Below are 16,246 nucleotides of genomic sequence, written 5' to 3' on the forward strand. Positions count from 1 at the left end.
GAGCAGCGCGGCGGCTCCGGCGTCGAGCAGCGCGGCGGCCCCGGCGTCGAGCAGCGCGGCGCCCGTGGCGACCGCAGCGCCGAGCGCCTCCCCGGCCGCGACCCCGCCCGCCGTCGCCGTCGAGCCGAGCGTCGATGACGAGGGCCCGCTGACCGTCGAGCTCTCGCCCGGCCCGGTCACGTTCGATCGGCCCATGATGCCAGGGCGCTTTCAGCGTGTGGTGATAGCGTTGGGGCGCCCGAATGGGTGCGGGCTCCGCGAGAACGGCGAGCTCTCGTGCTGGACGTCCACACCCCGGTTGCCAGCACGGCCCGCCGACGTGGCCCTGGGCCCCGACAGCGACGACGACGTGGGCTCCAGCGTTTCGTTCGGGTACCTCGTGGAGTGGGGGCGCATCACGCTGCCGAAGGGCCCCTTCCGCATGATCTCGGGCAGCTTCTACCACGGCTGCGGCGTCCGCCTCGACGGTCACCTCGCGTGCTGGGGGGATAGCCGCCAGATCCGGGACTTCGCCACCAAGCTCGCGAGCGAGAAGATCGCCACAGTGTCGGTCCGCATGACCCATGCCTGCGCCCTCACCGAGGGCGGCACGCTCTTCTGCCTGGAGCGGCACGGCACGCCCAAGCCGGACCGCCGGGTGGTACGCGCCTCGGGCTCGTTCGTGGCCGTGGACATCCAGGGCTTCCCCTGGGCGGTGACGTCAGCCGGGGCCGCGGTACAGAGCGAAATCGGCGCGGACTTCTCCCGGATCGTGGAACGGGTGCCGGGCCACTTTTCGTCCATCGTGTCCGACGGGTTTATCGCCTGCGGCGTCGAGGCTGGCAAAATCCGCTGCATCTCGACGTTGGCGGAGTCCCTGCGGACGTTCGCCCCCCCGGCGCTCGATCCGGTGGAGCGCCTCGTCCCGGGAAATGCCTACTACTGCGCGCTCGCCGGCGGCAAGGCGACCTGCTTCGGCCATGTGCACCGGATTCCCGGCGGCCCACTCGACGGCGTCGCCGTGCGTGATCTCGCAGCGTCGGCTTCCACGCTCTGCATCGTAGACCCGGCAGGCGCGCTGCGTTGCCGGAGCAGGTGACGGGTCCCGCCGAAGCGCGCCGTCGCAGAGGGCTGAGTCTCATCGCAAGCCGCCTCGCTGGGGCGTTGCCCCAGGCCCCACCCGGGGCTATCCGCCCCGGGACCCGGACCAGCGAGGCGCTGGACCCAGGGTCGATGAACTGCGCATCGCGCAGTTCATCGAACGGGCCGAGTCAAGACCACGAGCGACCCCGCCAGCCAAGACGGCAGCGCTGACGGTTCCGCCGGCAACGAACGGCCTGTGGGAAGAACTGCGCGATGCGCAGTTCTTCCCCAAAAGGTCCAGGGCTGGCCCTGGTTCGGGTCGAGGGGCGAACAGCCCCCGCGGGGCCCGGGGCAGCGCCCCGGCGCGGCAGCTTGCGATGAGACCCATGCTCAGCCGCACGGCGGAGAGGGAGGGGTGGGGTGGGTGAACACCCTCTCAGAACAACAGCGGGAGGCCGACGGACGCCTGGCAAGCCGGGACGCGCTCGGAGAGCCAGTCGACGATGACCGCGTTCGTCTCCGGCGCGTTCGTGTGAAGCATGAACGAATGCCCGGCGCCGGGGACGACGTGGAGCGCCTTGTCCGACGACAACGTGAAGAGGGCCAGCTCCAGCTCGCCCACGGGCACCCCCAAAAGGCTCGGGGGGAAAAGAATGTCCTGCTCCGCGAGCACCAGCAGCACAGGCGCGGTGATGAGGGGCATCACCAGGCGCGAGGGCTGGGAGCTGATGGTGAGGATCTCGCCCGAGGGCGTGAGCTCGGCCATCGCCGTATCGAGGGCCACCACGGCCGGATCGGCGGCGGCGAGATTGTACATGTACTCGGTCCGCTGTTCGACCGTCCCGCCGAAGTACACATGGTCGGACAGCGCGGCGCGCACGCTGTCGCCGGTGGTGAAGTCCGTCAAGATGCGCGGCGTGGGGACGTGCGTGTACCCGGTGGCGATGAGCACGTCGACACCCCCGAAGAGGGCTGCTGTCAGCTCGGCGATCTCGGTGCCTGCTGAATGGCCCATGAGCCCCACCCGCGAGAACGCCAGGGGCAAGGAAGGCAAGGGCGTCTGGTACAGGCCGGTCCGGAGCTGCGTCACAATCTGCGACGTCATCGCCGCGTAGGACTCCACCGTGAGGGTGTAGCCGTTCGGGTGATCCGACGCACCATAACCCAGCTTGTCGATGGCGATCGCCGGGAAGCCTTGGGACGCCAGGGCACGCGCGACCGAATAGGTGTCGGGTTCGAATGGGAAGTCCCACGCCCAGGCGCCGTACGAGAGCCCCGGGATGAGGAGCATCACCGATTTCCGACACTGGGTGTTATTGGCGGGGAGATACAACGAGCCCCGCACCGTCCGGAGTGCACCGAGCTCCAGTGGATTCGTGACGGTGAAGGAGACGGGCCGTACGGCCACCGAGGGGGCGGCGAGCGCTGAGGCCGGCGCGGCAATCAGCAGGACCAGGGAGAAGAGGAGGACGAGAATGCGCATGACGAGCTCCTGAGGGTCAGAAAGATGGCTCCCCGCTACGGACGAGCACCGCGAACGGATCAAACGGCGACGCGGCGGGCTGGATCGGGGCCTCCGCGCGCGGGCGCGTGCGATCCGGGCTCGCACCATGAGACCAAGAGAATAGTCGATTTGTCGAAGGTCGAGTAGGCATGAAGCAAATTGTGGTCGATGCGCACGTCACGGCCCCGCCGAATCGTGTAGAGTCGGCATGCCACGTGAGGAGGATACGGGTGACGAGCATTCATCTTGCACGAAGGGTCGGAGCGTCGTTCGTCGCGGCGAAGTATATGGCGCTGTTCACGCTGACGGCCGCGGTCGCATGCGGCGGCACCGACGACACGACGCACACGACGGGTAGCGCGGCCGGCGGTATGGGCGGCGTCGGCGGTATGGGCGGCGTCGGCGGTATGGGCGGCGTCGGCGGTATGGGCGGTGCCGGCGGTATGGGTGGTGCCGGCGGCATGGGTGGCGCCGGCGGTATGGGCGGTGCCGGCGGTATGGGCGGCGCCGGTGGCATGGGTGGCGCCGGTGGCATGGGCGGCGCCGGCGGCATGGGCGGCGCCGGTGGCATGGGCGGCATGGGTGGTGCCGGCGGCGCGATGGCCGATTTCTGCAGCGACCCTCCGCCTGCGGAGAGCGTCACGTCGGACGCGGCGTGTCAGTTCACGGCTCCGCCAGGCGAGCTCAATCCCGTCGTGAAATGGCGCAAGGATACATTCGCCGTCGCCCCCGCGTACAACCAGGTCATCGTGACGCCGGTCGTCGGAAACCTCGACGACGACAACGGCGATGGCCAGATCGACGCGAAGGACATCCCCGACATCGTGTTCACCACGTATACGGGCTCCACGGGATGGTTCGGCGATGGATACCTTCGCGCAATCTCGGGCAAGGACGGCGCGGAGCTCTGGAGCGCGCCCGGCCCGCGGGGCGCCGCGGGGGTGGCCATCGGCGACGCGGATCGAAACGGCTCGCCCGAGGTGTACACGATCGACAAGGGGGGCCATCTGCTCGCCTTCGACCACCAAGGGACGCCCCTCTGGAGTTGCCCCGCGGGCGTCGGCGCGTATGCATATCCCGCCATCGCCGACGCCGACGGGACGGGGAACGCCGAGATCCTGGCGGGGAGCACCGTCTGCACCAGCGACGGGCAGGTGAAGGTGACGACGGCCCTCGCGCACGACTGGTATTTCGGGGCCCTCGACTTCCACAGCCCCACGTCGTTTTTCGTCGATCTGGATCAGGACGGGACGATGGAAATCGTGAGCGGCGCGGGCGTGAGCCGGCTCGACGGGTCGACGTTGTGGACCGGGCCGGGCGGACATGCGGCCGTGGCCAACTTCGACATCCCGGGCGCGGATCCAACCATGCCCGAGATCGTCGTCATTCATGCCGGCACGGTGTCCATCCTGCATCCGGGCGACGGTTCCACGTTATGGAGCCGCGCCGGGGTGCTCGGCGCCTACGGCGGCCCGCCGACCGTCGCCGATTTCGACGGGGATGGGAAGCCCGAGATCGGCGTCGCCGCGAGCACGGTGTACGCGGTGCTGGACCCGGAGGAGGCGGACGGGGTCCTCTGGACGGCGCCGATCCAGGACAATACCTCGTTCGTCACGGGCTCGTCCGTCTTCGATTTCAATGGCGACAAGAAGGCGGAGGTGGTGTACGCGGACGAGCAGACCTTGTGGATCTTCGATGGATCCACGGGCGCCGTCGTCGCGCAGATGCCCGAGCATGTGAGCGCGACGTATCACGAGTATCCCGTGATGGCCGACGTCGACGCCGACGGGCACGCGGACATCGTCCTCGCGTCCAACAACGGGTATTTCGCCGGGCCGTGGACGGGCATCACCGTGCTGTCGGGCGCCGGCAACGACTGGGCCACGGGCCGGCCCGTCTGGAACCAGCACGCCTACCACATCACGAACGTGGAGGACGATCTGCGGATCCCCGCGAAGGAGATGCCCCACTGGTTCGGGCGCAACTCGTTCCGCGAGGGCGGCTTCAGCGCGCTCGGCGCGCTCGTCGCGCCGGACCTCGTGCCCGTCGTCTTCGCGAGCTGCAGCGAGGGGTGCCCCGCGTCGGGCAGGCTCGTGTTCCGCGTGGAAAACCGAGGCGCCGGCGCCGCGCCGGTGGGGCTCTCCTGGGCGATTCAAGGCGTGGCGCAAGACGGGACGAGGACCTTGCTCGCGTCCGGAACGCTCGACGAGCCGCTCGCGCCGGGTTGGTCCTCAAAACCCTTGGAATCGACCCTCGACGCCGCCGCGGCCGCGGGGTTCGTGAGCCTCGTGCTCTCGGTCGACGAGGATGGCGCCGGCAACGCCCTCGCGAGTGAATGCGTGGAGAACAACAACACGCTCACGCTCCCGGCGCTCTGCCCATGAACCGGCGCGGCGGCGCTCGCGTCGCGCTTTCGCCTGCGTCATGAAGTGACCGTCCGCACGCCGATCCGAACGCCCAGGCCCCTGCGGGCGAGGCCGAGCTTGCCGTGGCTCCGCTCGTTCGAGCGCTTCGACTTGGAAGGGAGTGCGGGGATGGTAGGATGCTCGGCCATGGACCCCGCCGCCCTGCTCGCCGAGCTCATCCGACACCGCACCGACAACCCCGGGGGCGACGAGCCGTCGATCTGCCGCATGCTCTCCCGCGCGCTCGCCGAGCTCGGCGCGGACGAGGTCAGCGTCGTCGAGGTGCCGCGCGCCGAAGGCACGGGCGCGTACGTGGCCGCACGCTGGGGCGAGCCGCACACGATCATCAACGCGCACGTCGACACGGTGCCCGCGAACAGCGGATGGACCGTGGATCCGTGGGAAGGCGTGGTCACGGCCGATCGCGTGATCGGGCTCGGCGCGGCGGACACGAAGGGCGCGATCGCCGCGACGCTCGTCGCGCTCGAAGGCAAGAAGCCGCGCAACGTGGGCGTGGTCTTCTCCGGCGACGAGGAGCGGACGGGCACGTGCATCCGGCATTTCCTGGCGAGCCCGTGGGCCCAAGTCGTGAAGCGCGCTGTGGTCTGCGAGCCGACGGGGCGCACGGTGGGCGTGCGGCACCGCGGCTGCGTGGCGCTCGCGGCCGAGGTGCTCGGGCGCGGGGGCCACTCGTCGGGCGCCGATCACATGCCGAAGCCGGTCGTCACGATGGCCCGGCTCGCGGTCGGGCTCGACGAGCTCGGGCGGCGCTGGCTCGATCGGGGGCCCGCCGACATGAAGGGGCTCTGCATGAACGTGGCCTCCATCGAGGGGGGCGTCGCGTTCAACGTGGTGCCGCACCGGGCCTCGCTCACGTTCTCGGTGCGGCCGCCGCCCGGGTTCGACGCGGCAGCCTTCGAGGCTGAGCTCGCGGCGAGCGCGCGCGCGGCGGGCGAGGGGATCGAGACGCGGACGGTGATCTCGATGTCGCCCTTCGAGACCCGCGACGTGGCGCCGTTCCGCGCGCTCCTCGGCTCGCTCCCCCGCGCCGAGTCGACGCTCCCGTTCTGGACCGAGGCCGCGCTTTTCTCCAGCGCAGGCATCGATTCCGTGGTGATCGGTCCCGGCGACATCGCGCAGGCGCATGCCCCGGACGAATTCGTGATGAAGAGTGATCTCGAATGGGCGGTGGAAGTCTTCAGCCAGGTGATCGCGCGCGCGTCCGGGGGTGTGGGGGGCGGCGCCCCCCGCGTTGATTGACGTGACGCTCGACGTGACGCGGCAGCTCAGCCGCCTTTCCGAAAATCGACGCGACGCACGCGGGCGCCCTGCTTGAGGCGGATCCCGCTCTCGGGGACGGGCTCCTCGACGTCCTCGTCTTGCCCGCGCGCCTCCGCCGCAGGAGAAACCCCGGGCCGGGCCGAGCGCCGCAGGCTCGTGGCTTCCTCGGACGTCTCCGCGTCTTTGCGGCCCGAGAGCCACAACTTCCCCGCGATTCCTGCGAGGACCACGGTGCCGAGGACAACGAGTTCGCCGTGCGGAAAGCCCATGGAAACACCCCTCCCGTCGCGCGGGGAGAGCACACGCGCGCCACGAATAGGACGCCGCCCAACCCCGATCAGGCGTGATCGGGGGCATTGTGCGGGGAACGTCCACTCTACGTCGTTCCGCCGGCCTTTGCTACACATTTCTTGACGATGTGGGTCGTGGCTCAATGCGTCACGAAAAGAGCATCATCGGCGCGCGGATCTCGTCGCGGGTGGTCACGCCGCAGAGCATCTCGACGAGGGTGAGGGCAAACAAGAAGGTTGTCCCCGGGCCCTGGCTCGTCACGAGAGACCCATCGATGACGACGGCGTCTCCCTCGTGTTTGCCGTGCCGCGCGACGATCTCGCGCACGGAGGGATGGCACGTCATGCGGCGCCCCGCGAACACGCCATGCGCTGCGAGCGCGATCGGCGCCGCGCAAATGGCGGCGACCAGGCGGCCGGCTTCCGCCTGCGCGCGGAGGAGCACGCCCACCTCGGGCGAGGCGGCGAGCCGATCGGCGCCGCCCTTGCCACCGGGCAAAACCACGACGTCGAACGAGCCCGTCACGTCGGCGAGGGCCACGTCGGGCACGATACGAACGCCGCGGCTGCAACGGACCGGCGATACGCCGTCGATCCCGGCCAGGACGACCTCGACCGAGGCGCGGCGGAGGACGTCGACGCTGATGGTGGCTTCCATTTCCTCAGCCCCTTCGGCGAGGAGGACGAGGGCGCGGCCTTGGTTCGGGTTCATGGTTCGAGAATGGGTCACGGGGGGCCGCGCGTCAGCGGATCCGGCTGATTTGCACGGTGGGCTTCAACTCCGTGTAATGGGGCAAGTCCGCGTTGATCTCGCGGCCGTGCTGGGCCATGCCGCGCTGAAAATCCTCGATCGCGTCGAACGTCATGGACGCCATGACGACGAAGGGAGGGGGCGCGCCATTGCGGGGGAGGCCCTCGGCGACCTCCGCGCTCTTCAGGCCGAACGGCCCGAGCAAGGACGTCACCATCGGCATGTGCTTGTGCACGTAGTAGTCGAGGTCGAAGCGCTTGCCCTCTTCGTGCGGGTACAGGATGGTGACGCGGTACATACGGCGGCCTCCTCGGGTGGTCAGAATTCATACCACGGACGAGGGCGGCGCGCGGCGGTTGCGATGCGTTGACATGAGTCCGTCCGGCCGGATACGTTCGGGACTTCCCTGTGAGGGCACTCTCAGTGGAAGGAGAAAATAGAATGAATTTTCATCTGCGACGAATCTCGATCGTGGCCCCGATGTTCGTGATGCTTGCTTGCTTCGCGGGTTGCGGCGACGACACCGGTGGTTCCGGCGGCACCGGCGGCACCGCTGGCAGCGGCGGCAGCGGCGCGTCCGGCGGCACCGGCGGCACCGGCGGGCAGGGCGGCACCGGCGGGCAGGGCGGCACCGGCGGGCAGGGCGGCACCGGTGGCATGACCAGCAGCAGCAGCAGCGGCACGGGCGGCAACATGGCGCTCTGCAACGACGGCGAGGTCGTCGACGAGGTCGACGACACGAAGCGTTGCATCAACGTGACCAATCTGGTGAACGTGATCGAGGCGCCGGCCGGCGTGGTGTGGGCCGACCAGGAGGTCGCCGTCTCGTCCGAATACTCCCCCGCAGGGGGGTATTCCGCGTCCCAGGCCCTCGGCGCGCCGAATGTCTATCCTGATGCCGGCGACGAGTCCAAGGCTTGGGCCACGGAGACCGAAGACAAAGCCGGCGAGTTCTTAACCGTTGGGTTCTCGACGCCCGTGACGGGCGAAGCCGTCTGGATCTACGAGACGTTCAACCCGGGCGCCGTGAAGAAAGTCACGATCACCACCAGCGAAGGCGCCAAGGTGATTTACGACAATCCAGCGCCCAAGTCGATCGGGGCCTGCGCGCACATCCTCTCGGTGCCGACCCTGACCTGCGCAAAGATCTCCTCCGTGCGCATCGACCTCGCCTCCGAGGCCGTGTCCGGCTACAACGAAATCGACGCCGTCGGCATCCTACCGCCTCCCACGCCCTGACCGAGGCCGTTACGGCTTCCCCCCGAGCGCCTTCTCCGCCGCGCGGAGCAAGGGCCCCGCGCTGATCGCCTCCCCCGCCGCGTGTTTCATCCACAGGTCCGGCAGGACCGATCCATATTTCGCCATCCGCTCGAACTCCGGACCGAGCTTGCCTTGCTTCCGCACGTGCTCCTCGATCTGGAACGCAATGAGGTGCCCGAGCGGATAATCCGGCAAGTAGAGCGGCGTCGAGATCGCGTGTGAATAAATCGCCAGCAACGCCGAATCCGGCGACCCGAGGTGCGGCGCGTAGTACTGGTTCCAGTATTTCTTCGCGATCGTGACCGTGGCCTTGCCGAGCTCCTCGGCCGTCGCGTCCGGGTGCTCGTAGAGCCAGTGCCAGACGTCCGTCTCGACGAGCGCGACGCCCGCGATCTCCCACGCCGCCCACAGCTCGCCGAGCACCCGATCCCGCTCGGACTCGGCCGTCGTCTTCTGGAGTCCGAGGAGCTCCAGGTCCCGCGCCTGGAACGTGAAGGCGAGTGCCTCGGTGAACGCGTTGTTCGGCACGCCCGCGAGCAACGTGTGGTCGACGTCGTAGAGCGACAAGACCTGCTCGACGTTGTGCCCGAGCTCGTGGACGGCGATGTTGTATCCCTTGTAGTTCATCCCGTCCTTCTCGATACGCGTCCGGAGGCGCGCCTTGTCCCCGCGGCGCCGCGGCTCCATCGCGTGTCCGGCGCCGCGCGAGGGATCCACCACGATCCGCTCGGCGATCGTCTTCGCGTGATCCTTCGGAAAACCAAGCGCCACGAGGATCCGCGGGATGTCGGCCGCGAACGCCTTCGCGTCGGGATATTTTTTGCGCGTGATCGCGTCGAGCTCGGCCTCCGTCTTGCCGCCGCGCGCCTTGAAGCCAGCATACCAGAGATCCTGCGGCCCGAGCTTGCGGCCGAGCCGGCGCTCGATCTCGGCGGCGACCTTCGGGATCGTGCCCGAACCGAGGATTTCGAGGAAGAGCGCGCGCACGCGGTCCTCGCCGATCTCGCGGCCGAGCTCGAAGCGACGCTTGATCGCGGTGTTCGCGATCGGCGAATACGGGTCGGCCCGCCGGGAGGCGCGGAACGAGGCGAGGAGCTTTTGATACCGCACGTAGGGCTCGGGGCTCGCCGACGCCGTCGTGATCGGCGCGCGCTTCGGCGCGGAGGGCTCGACGTCCGCGGCAGGCGCGAGGCGGACCTCGTTCGTGAACGGGTTCCAGTCGACCCGCGGGTCGTCGATGACCGCGGCCGGGATCGTCTGCGTGACGATCCGCTCCATCACCTGCACGATCGTACGCTGCTTTTCGAGGCCCCGCGGATCGCCGTAATCCGCCTTGAGCTCGTCGCGCAGGTTCCAGTGGCTGATGAGCCGGAGCCCCGCCGGGAAGAGCCGCTCGCTCGGTTCGCCGCTTGGGGCTCCGGGTCGCCGTTCGGCGCCCTGCGCCCCAACCCCCTTCTCGTTCACGAGGTGGTGCATCCAGATGTTGTAATCGGAGATGTAAAGATCCCCCTCGGTGTTCGCGCGCGCGATGTCCTGGGCAATCTCGCCGGGAATGCGGACCGCGAAGCGCCCCGTGAGCCGCTCCTCGGCCCAGCGGCGCCGGCTCCAGCTTTCGCCCTCGGCGTTTTTCGTGGCGAGATCCGAGAGCGGGAAATTGAGCAATGCGACGAACGCGATCCGGGACTTGAACAGATCCTCGTAGAGGTGCGCCGCGGGCTCGTAGCCCGCGAGCAGCGGATCGACCGGAAAGAGCGGCCCGGTGTCGGTGTCCGTGGGGAAACGCAGCGCGCGCCCCATCTCGTGCAGGTGCCCTTCGAGCTGCTCCATCAAGCCTTCGAGCCGGGCGAACGTGGCGTCGACCGCGGCCGGATCCGAGAGGAACTGCTCGCGCACGAACGCGGCGAACTCCCCGTCCTCCGCGCGCCAGAGGGACGCGACCTGCGCGAGGCCCCGCTTGATCCGGGGCCTCTGCGCCTCGCCGTGCTTGCCGACGAGCTCCGTTTCGAGGGCGGTGAGGCCCGCGACGACCGTCGGCGCCGCGGCCGAGGCGGCGACGGCCGCGGGCTCGGACGAAGGTTTTGCGACGGCGGCCGGCGGCTCGGGGGCGCACGGCGGGGGCGCCGCGGGCCTCGGGGGTTCACCTCCGCAACCGGCGAGGAGGACGAGCGGGGCGAGGTGAGCGAGGGCGGAGCGCATGCGTACGCTCCAGACCAGAGGTCGACGGCGGCGTCAACCGGCGTTCGTCGCCGGTCGGGTCAGGTCAGGGAATACAAGCCGAGCTGCCGCCCGGTTCGAAGACGGGGCAGTAGGTGTCCGCGGTTTCGCAGAGGCCCGTACAGGTCTTGCAATGGATGCATTGATCGAGCGCCCGGAAGCGCGTGATCCCCTCCATGTCGAGGCCCGCCTCCTGGCAAAACCATGTGCAACAGGCCCCGGCCTGGGTGGTGTCGCAAGGGCCCGGGCCGTTCGGGGTGCTGGAATGCTGGCAGTAGTAGATGCTGACGCAGGTCTTCCAAGCCATGCAGGCGTCGAACTCGGCCTGGCACTCGTTCGCGGGCGCGCCCGTGTCAGCCGTGCATTCCTCGCAGCTCGCGTAAGTGCCTCCGCCCGCGCCGCCCGAGCCGGCCATCATGCCGCCGCCCGAGCCGGCCATCATGCCGCCGCCCGCACCCCCGGCGCCGCCCGTGCCCATGCCTCCGCCCGTGCCCCCCGTGCCCCCGGAGCCGCCGCTCGATGCGGTGCTGCCCGCGCCGGAGCCCCCGGAGCCGCCCGCGCCGCCGCCATTCACCTCACTGCCGCAGCCGATGACCCCGAGCGACACGCTCGCCAGCACGAACCCCCAAAAAGACCACGACGATTTCATCCGCATGCCTCCCTTCACCTTCCGATGGTTGGTGCGCAAACGAAGCGCAGGGCGGAGCGTACACGGTTTTGCGCGCGGAGAGCCTGCGCAGGCCCGGCGGGAAGGGCGGCCGTCAGCCGCCGAGCGAGGCGCCCGCGCGCTCGGGGTCCTCGGCGGCGCGGAGGAAGGGCAGGATGGTCTCGACCATCCGATCGGGCGAGTCGACGTGGGAGAAATGCGACGTGCCTTCGAGGTATCGAAGCTCGGAGCCCCGCGCGAGGCGGTGGAGGGCTTCCCCCACGCGGGGCGAGACCACCGGATCCTTCCGGGCGTACACGAAGAGCAGCGGCACGGGGAAGGGCGCGCGGCCGAGCTCGTCGACGAAGGCATGGAAGCCCGCAGGCGCGAGCGTCTCGTGCAGCGATTTCGTGAAACACGCGAGCCCCGCGTCCGTGGCGAGCGGCGCGCCGTACTCGTCGAGCTCCTCGCGCGATTTGAGCCGTTCGTCGTGGTAATGGACGTTCCGGTACACCCAGCGGCGCGGGTCGCGCTGCACGAGGTAACGAAGGAGCGCGCGGCCCGCGCCCGTCGAGAGCATCGCCCGCAGCGCCACGTACCGCGGCTCCGGCGTGCCCGGCGCGTGGTTCACGACGAGGCGCGAGACGGCCGCCGGATCCTCCAAGGCGAGGTGCATCGCCACGTACCCGCCGAGCGAGTTGCCCATGACGGCGCACCCGCGGATGCCGAGCGCCTGCTGGAGCTCGGCGAGGAACGTGCCAAAGCTCCGCGGCGAAAAGTCCGCCCGTGTCGGTTTGTCGGAGCGGCCGGCGCCGGGCAGATCGGGCGCGAAGACGCGGAAGAACCGGCCGAGGGGCTCGAGCACGTACCGGAACGAGTAACTCGACGTCATGAGCCCGTGCACGAGCAGGAGCGGCGGGCCCGAGCCCACGACACGGACGTGCACGCCGACGTCGCCGAAGATGCGGGAAGACACCTGCACGCGGCGCGCCTCGGCGCGGTGGTAGCCGTGCGGGATGCGCGGCAGCGCGGGGAGCGCCTCGTAGGGGAGCCGTTCGAAGGGTCGGAGCGCCATCAGCCTTTCAGCGCTTCCTCGACGAAGTGGAGCCGATCGTTGCCCCAGAAGAGCTCGTCCCCGACGAACATCGCAGGCGCGCCGAACGCGCCGCGCGTGATGGCCTCGTCGGTGTCCGCGCGGAGCCGATCCTTGATCGCGGGCGTCTCGATCGCGGCGAGCGCGGCCTCGGCGTCGAGGCCCACGCCGCGCGCGAGCTCGGCGAGCGTCTCGGGGCTCGCGATGTCCCGATCCTCCGCCCACATGGCGCGGAAGGCGGCCTGCGAGAACGCCTCGGCTTTGCCTTGATCCGCGGCGACGTGGACCATGCGCATGGCCTTGATCGTGTTCGAGGGGAAGTGGCTGGAGAAGCGGAAGGGCACGCCGTAGTGCCGCGCCCAGCGATCGAGGTCCTTGAAGAGGTACGCGCCCTTCGTGGGGATCTTGGCCGGCATGTCGTTGCCCGCGGCCTTGAACACGGCGAAGAGCACGAAGGGGCGGTACGCGATCGTCGCGCCAGCGCGCGCCGCGAGGGCCGGGAGCTGCGTGGCGGCGAGGTAGCTGTACGGGGACGAGAAGTCGAAAAAGAAGTCGACGGTCTTCAAGGGGCGGCCTCCGGGAAACGACGAGTGTAGGGGCGATGAATCGCGCAGAGAAGGGCGTTCACGGGCCCGCGTCGCGTTCGATCCCCGCGTCGACGTCGAAGGACGGCTCCGCAGGGCCGCCGCCAGGGTCCACGTGGAGGGCCACGGCGCGCGCGCGGAGCCGCCCGGCCTCCTCGTGACGGCCGAGCTCTTCGTAGGTGCGGCTCAGGCTGTAGAGCGAGAACGCGTCGTCGCCGTCGAACGCGAGCACCTCTTCGTAGAGGCGTATGGCTTCGTCGTGCTTGCCGTCCGCCTGCGCCGCGTCGGCGCGGGAGCGCTTCGTGTCGATGAGCGTGCGCTTCATGCCCGTGTTCTCGGGCGCGAGCGCGACGGCCTGCGTGTACGCGCGCGTCGCGTCGTCGAGCTTGCCCTTGCGCGCGTACGCGATGCCGAGGTTGTACCAGAAGGTCGCGCTCTTCGGGCTCACCTCGAGCGCCTTCTCGTACCGCGAGATGGCCTCGTCGAAGTTCCCCGCGTCGAACGCCTCGTAAGCGAGGCGCGCGCTGTCGTCGCCTCCGTTCTTCGCGAAGTTGACGCGCGGGCGGAGCACGGTTGCACCCGCGCCCGAGGCCACGACGACGAGCAAGAGCGCGAGCCCCGCTCCGGCGCGCACCGAGGCGCGTCGACGCGCGACCCGCAGGCCCCCCGTGATCACGAGCCCCATGAGCACGCCGAGCAGCGCGCCCACGCCGTGCGCCACGTTCGCGACGGGCAAGACGTCGAGGACGGTCGTCGCGATGCAGAAGAAGAACCAGCCGATGAAGAGCTGCGTCGAGCGCGCATCCACGGTGCCACGCATGCGCGCGTCCGCGCGATCGAGCACCCACGCGAGGCCGAAGAGCCCGTAGACCACGCCGGACAGGCCGATCCCGCCGACGAAGGCCGCGTACTCGGCCGCCGCCGATCCCGCGGCGAAGAGGAGCACGAGGCCGAGCAAACGGAACGCTCCGAAGCGCTCCTCGAGCATCGTCCCGAGGATCCAGAGCCAGGCGATGTTGAAAATCAAGTGCAGCGCGTTCGCGTGCGGCAAGGCGCTCGTGACGAGGCGCCACGGCTCGCCCTCGAACGCGCGCACGTTCATCACGAGCGGCTGGATCGATCGACCCGACGCGTCGAGCACCGTGACGAAGAGGGCGAGCATCGCCACGCCGGCGGTGATCGGAAAACGCACGAACTCGGAGACAGGCGGCGGCTTCTTCAAGGCGCGTCGGAGGGCTCAGGGCTCGAGCTTCAGCTCGGCCGCGTGGATCAGGGCCTCGAGATCGTCGAGCGAGGGCAGGGGCGCGTGAGCGAGGGTGATGGTGAGCGAGCCGGGGCCACGCTCGATCTGGACGTCGCCCTCGCCCGCGCCCGGCGCGATCTCCGCAGCCCACTCGCGATCGGCCGCGGCGACGCGGCGCGCCTCCGCGCTCAGACGATCGCGGATCCAGCGCGAGAGGCGCACCAAGCTCGACGAGGGCGGCGGATCCTGCTCGGGCTCGTCCGCGGTGACGGTCACGAGGAGGCGGTACCGATCGGCGCTCGTCCGGATCTGCACGTACGCATAACCGCCGCGTAGCGGCAGACGCACGCCGAGGCCGTCGGCGTCACGCGCGAGCAGGTTCGCCGCGGTGCGGTAGCTCGACTCGGCCCAGCCCGTCGACAAGCGCGCGATCAGGGCCGCCGCCGCGCCCGACAGGGCGACCTCCGCGCTGCCCGGCGCCTCGGGGACGACCCGGAGCGTCTGCGGGGGCGTCGGGATGCGCCCCTCGAACTCACGGCTCCGCAACGTCACCGTGCGGCTCGCCGGAGCCACGCCGGAGGGCGTGTCGTCGCCCGCGTCGTCGGCCGGGGACACGCGCAGATCCCCGCTCTCGGCGTCCCGCAGCCACACCGCGCCGCACCACCACGCGGCCACGGTCTTGCCATTCGGCAAGAACGCCATCGGGCCCGGGCTCGCCGTCCAGAGAGGGCGCGCGAGCGGCACGCTGAAGACCTGCGTCGCGCGGGTCCGGCCGAGCGCGGTGACGAGCGCGCCGTCCGGCGAGAACTCGAGCGCCGCGACGCCGCGCAGCAAGGTGAGGCCGTTCTTCACCGCGAGCACCGCGCGCGGCTCGCCCTCGTGGCCCGGCTCGAACAAGCGGATCCGGCTGTCCGGCCCCGCCGCCGCGACGAGCGTTCCATCGGGCGAGAACGCGACGGCCGCGTCGGTCTCGCGCACGCCCTCGGGCCGCACGTCCCGGAAATCGTCCGTCGACCAGTGCACGACCGGCGTCACGCCCGTGGCCGCCGTGAGCAGGCGACCGTCGGGGCTCCAGGCGAGGCTGCGAAGCCGCCGTCGATGCGGATACGAGAGCTCCTGCACGAGCGCTCCATCCGCGAGCCGGTAGACGAGCACCGCGCTCGTGAGGCGATCGGCCGTGACCGCGAGCAACTTGCCGTCGGGCGAGAGCGCGATCGGCGCCTCGCCGCGCCACGGCTCGGGCGTCAAGCATCGACCCGTGACGAGGTCGAAGACCTGCACCGTGTGCACGGCCTCGTCGGCCTCCACGCGCGCGTCGAGGGCGGAACGGGCTACGCTCGGCGGCACACGCGCGTCGTCGGACCACGCCGTGACGAGGCGCCCGCCGTCGGGCGAGAGCGCGAGCCCCGTCGCGCCCACGCCGAACCGGAAGAGCGCTCGGCCGACGCGCAGATCGTAGACGACCGTGCGCCCGTTGCCGATCGCCGACGCCGCGAGTCGCTTGCCGTCGGCGGAGACGGCGAGGGCCGTGGCCTCGTGCGAGAGGGGGAGTTGACTTGCGTGCACGCGGCACGAGTCTAGCGCCCCCGCGTCCGCGAGACGATGCCCGGACAGAGGGACCGTGGTCCTTTTTGGACGATCGTTTGCCCGAGGCCACCCCCCTGCGCGCCGCGCCCCGTAGCCCAAATCTGTAAACGATGTCACAGGCTCTCGCCGCGACGCGCCTCCCGCGACTTCGTCCGGGTACGGCGTGTCGGCAGGGCGCCCTCGGCGCGGACCCGATTGACCGGGACGCCGCGGGCCCAATCTTCACCCTGACGAACGTGGTGGAGGGTCCACCGGTCGTCCGCGCGACGGAAATTGCGGTCCGCCTTCGTTGGGCTCGCGCCGCGGGCGCGCCGAACGAAGGCGGG

Annotated in this window: 15 protein-coding genes; 4 read left to right on the forward strand and 11 right to left on the reverse strand. The window is 70.2% G+C overall.

Annotation, left to right across the window (positions count from 1 at the left end):
• Nucleotides 1–195 (reverse strand): hypothetical protein (locus QHF89_RS45855; RefSeq protein WP_284721814.1); only part of this gene is annotated, 195 nt, incomplete at its 3' end.
• A 124-nt stretch (nucleotides 196–319) separates the two neighbouring features.
• Between QHF89_RS45855 and QHF89_RS45860 the strand changes: the two genes are divergently transcribed.
• Complete coding sequence (locus QHF89_RS45860; protein WP_284721815.1) at nucleotides 320–1,078, forward strand: RCC1 domain-containing protein; 759 nt, start codon at nucleotides 320–322, stop codon at nucleotides 1,076–1,078.
• Between the two features lie 420 nt (nucleotides 1,079–1,498).
• Here QHF89_RS45860 and QHF89_RS45865 read toward each other — a convergent pair whose 3' ends face one another.
• Nucleotides 1,499–2,545 (reverse strand): alpha/beta hydrolase, encoded by a 1,047-nt coding sequence (locus QHF89_RS45865; RefSeq protein WP_284721816.1) that lies wholly within the window; start codon nucleotides 2,543–2,545, stop codon nucleotides 1,499–1,501.
• Between the two features lie 251 nt (nucleotides 2,546–2,796).
• Between QHF89_RS45865 and QHF89_RS45870 the strand changes: the two genes are divergently transcribed.
• A complete protein-coding gene (locus QHF89_RS45870) occupies nucleotides 2,797–4,950 on the forward strand; it encodes an FG-GAP-like repeat-containing protein (RefSeq protein ID WP_284721817.1) in 2,154 nt (717 codons plus the stop codon).
• Between the two features lie 168 nt (nucleotides 4,951–5,118).
• Nucleotides 5,119–6,231, forward strand: a complete 1,113-nt coding sequence (locus tag QHF89_RS45875; protein ID WP_284721818.1) for a M20/M25/M40 family metallo-hydrolase — start codon at nucleotides 5,119–5,121, stop codon at nucleotides 6,229–6,231.
• A gap of 26 nt (nucleotides 6,232–6,257) precedes the next feature.
• On the opposite strand, the gene QHF89_RS45880 is transcribed toward QHF89_RS45875, so the two are convergent.
• The 3 genes from QHF89_RS45880 to QHF89_RS45890 all read right to left on the reverse strand — a co-directional run bounded on the left by QHF89_RS45880 (nucleotide 6,258) and on the right by QHF89_RS45890 (nucleotide 7,591).
• Complete coding sequence (locus QHF89_RS45880) at nucleotides 6,258–6,521, reverse strand: hypothetical protein (RefSeq protein ID WP_136972768.1); 264 nt, start codon at nucleotides 6,519–6,521, stop codon at nucleotides 6,258–6,260.
• 169 nt (nucleotides 6,522–6,690) lie between these two features.
• Entirely contained in the window at nucleotides 6,691–7,254 is a 564-nt protein-coding gene (locus tag QHF89_RS45885) for a DJ-1 family glyoxalase III (protein WP_136972769.1), read from the reverse strand.
• Between the two features lie 31 nt (nucleotides 7,255–7,285).
• Nucleotides 7,286–7,591, reverse strand: a complete 306-nt coding sequence (locus QHF89_RS45890; protein WP_136972770.1) for an EthD family reductase — start codon at nucleotides 7,589–7,591, stop codon at nucleotides 7,286–7,288.
• Nucleotides 7,592–7,734: 143 nt separating this feature from the next.
• Between QHF89_RS45890 and QHF89_RS45895 the strand changes: the two genes are divergently transcribed.
• Nucleotides 7,735–8,532 (forward strand): hypothetical protein, encoded by a 798-nt coding sequence (locus QHF89_RS45895; RefSeq protein ID WP_284721819.1) that lies wholly within the window; start codon nucleotides 7,735–7,737, stop codon nucleotides 8,530–8,532.
• A 9-nt stretch (nucleotides 8,533–8,541) separates the two neighbouring features.
• Here the strand turns inward: QHF89_RS45895 and QHF89_RS45900 are convergent, their stop codons facing one another.
• The 6 genes from QHF89_RS45900 to QHF89_RS45925 form a co-directional block, all read right to left on the reverse strand.
• On the reverse strand, nucleotides 8,542–10,749 hold the full coding sequence (locus tag QHF89_RS45900; protein ID WP_284721820.1) for a gluzincin family metallopeptidase: 2,208 nt from the start codon (nucleotides 10,747–10,749) through the stop codon (nucleotides 8,542–8,544).
• A 64-nt stretch (nucleotides 10,750–10,813) separates the two neighbouring features.
• On the reverse strand, nucleotides 10,814–11,416 hold the full coding sequence (locus QHF89_RS45905) for a hypothetical protein (protein ID WP_136972771.1): 603 nt from the start codon (nucleotides 11,414–11,416) through the stop codon (nucleotides 10,814–10,816).
• 112 nt (nucleotides 11,417–11,528) lie between these two features.
• On the reverse strand, nucleotides 11,529–12,488 hold the full coding sequence (locus tag QHF89_RS45910; RefSeq protein ID WP_136933058.1) for an alpha/beta fold hydrolase: 960 nt from the start codon (nucleotides 12,486–12,488) through the stop codon (nucleotides 11,529–11,531).
• Nucleotides 12,488–13,072, reverse strand: coding sequence for a 2-hydroxychromene-2-carboxylate isomerase (locus QHF89_RS45915; RefSeq protein ID WP_136972772.1), 585 nt, complete (start codon nucleotides 13,070–13,072; stop codon nucleotides 12,488–12,490). The genes QHF89_RS45910 and QHF89_RS45915 overlap by 1 nt, the downstream gene beginning before the upstream one ends.
• A 58-nt stretch (nucleotides 13,073–13,130) precedes the next feature.
• Nucleotides 13,131–14,312, reverse strand: a complete 1,182-nt coding sequence (locus QHF89_RS45920; RefSeq protein WP_136972773.1) for a rhomboid family intramembrane serine protease — start codon at nucleotides 14,310–14,312, stop codon at nucleotides 13,131–13,133.
• 15 nt (nucleotides 14,313–14,327) lie between these two features.
• The gene (locus QHF89_RS45925; protein ID WP_136972774.1) at nucleotides 14,328–15,899 is read right to left on the reverse strand and encodes a hypothetical protein; all 1,572 of its coding nucleotides are present in this window, start codon (nucleotides 15,897–15,899) and stop codon (nucleotides 14,328–14,330) included.
• Between the last annotated feature and the right edge of the window lie 347 nt (nucleotides 15,900–16,246).

It is taken from the genome of Polyangium sorediatum, assembly GCF_029946465.1.
In the GTDB taxonomy this organism is placed as follows: domain Bacteria; phylum Myxococcota_A; class Polyangia; order Polyangiales; family Polyangiaceae; genus Polyangium; species Polyangium fumosum.

Bases quoted from the DNA above. Each gene is read 5' to 3' on its own strand.
- QHF89_RS45865 (WP_284721816.1), bottom strand. From the start codon at position 2,545: ATGCGCATTCTCGTCCTCCTCTTCTCCCTGGTCCTGCTGATTGCCGCG.
- QHF89_RS45875 (WP_284721818.1), top strand. From the start codon at position 5,119: ATGGACCCCGCCGCCCTGCTCGCCGAGCTCATCCGACACCGCACCGAC.
- QHF89_RS45880 (WP_136972768.1), bottom strand. From the start codon at position 6,521: ATGGGCTTTCCGCACGGCGAACTCGTTGTCCTCGGCACCGTGGTCCTC.
- QHF89_RS45885 (WP_136972769.1), bottom strand. From the start codon at position 7,254: ATGAACCCGAACCAAGGCCGCGCCCTCGTCCTCCTCGCCGAAGGGGCT.
- QHF89_RS45890 (WP_136972770.1), bottom strand. From the start codon at position 7,591: ATGTACCGCGTCACCATCCTGTACCCGCACGAAGAGGGCAAGCGCTTC.
- QHF89_RS45895 (WP_284721819.1), top strand. From the start codon at position 7,735: ATGAATTTTCATCTGCGACGAATCTCGATCGTGGCCCCGATGTTCGTG.
- QHF89_RS45900 (WP_284721820.1), bottom strand. From the start codon at position 10,749: ATGCGCTCCGCCCTCGCTCACCTCGCCCCGCTCGTCCTCCTCGCCGGT.
- QHF89_RS45905 (WP_136972771.1), bottom strand. From the start codon at position 11,416: ATGAAATCGTCGTGGTCTTTTTGGGGGTTCGTGCTGGCGAGCGTGTCG.
- QHF89_RS45910 (WP_136933058.1), bottom strand. From the start codon at position 12,488: ATGGCGCTCCGACCCTTCGAACGGCTCCCCTACGAGGCGCTCCCCGCG.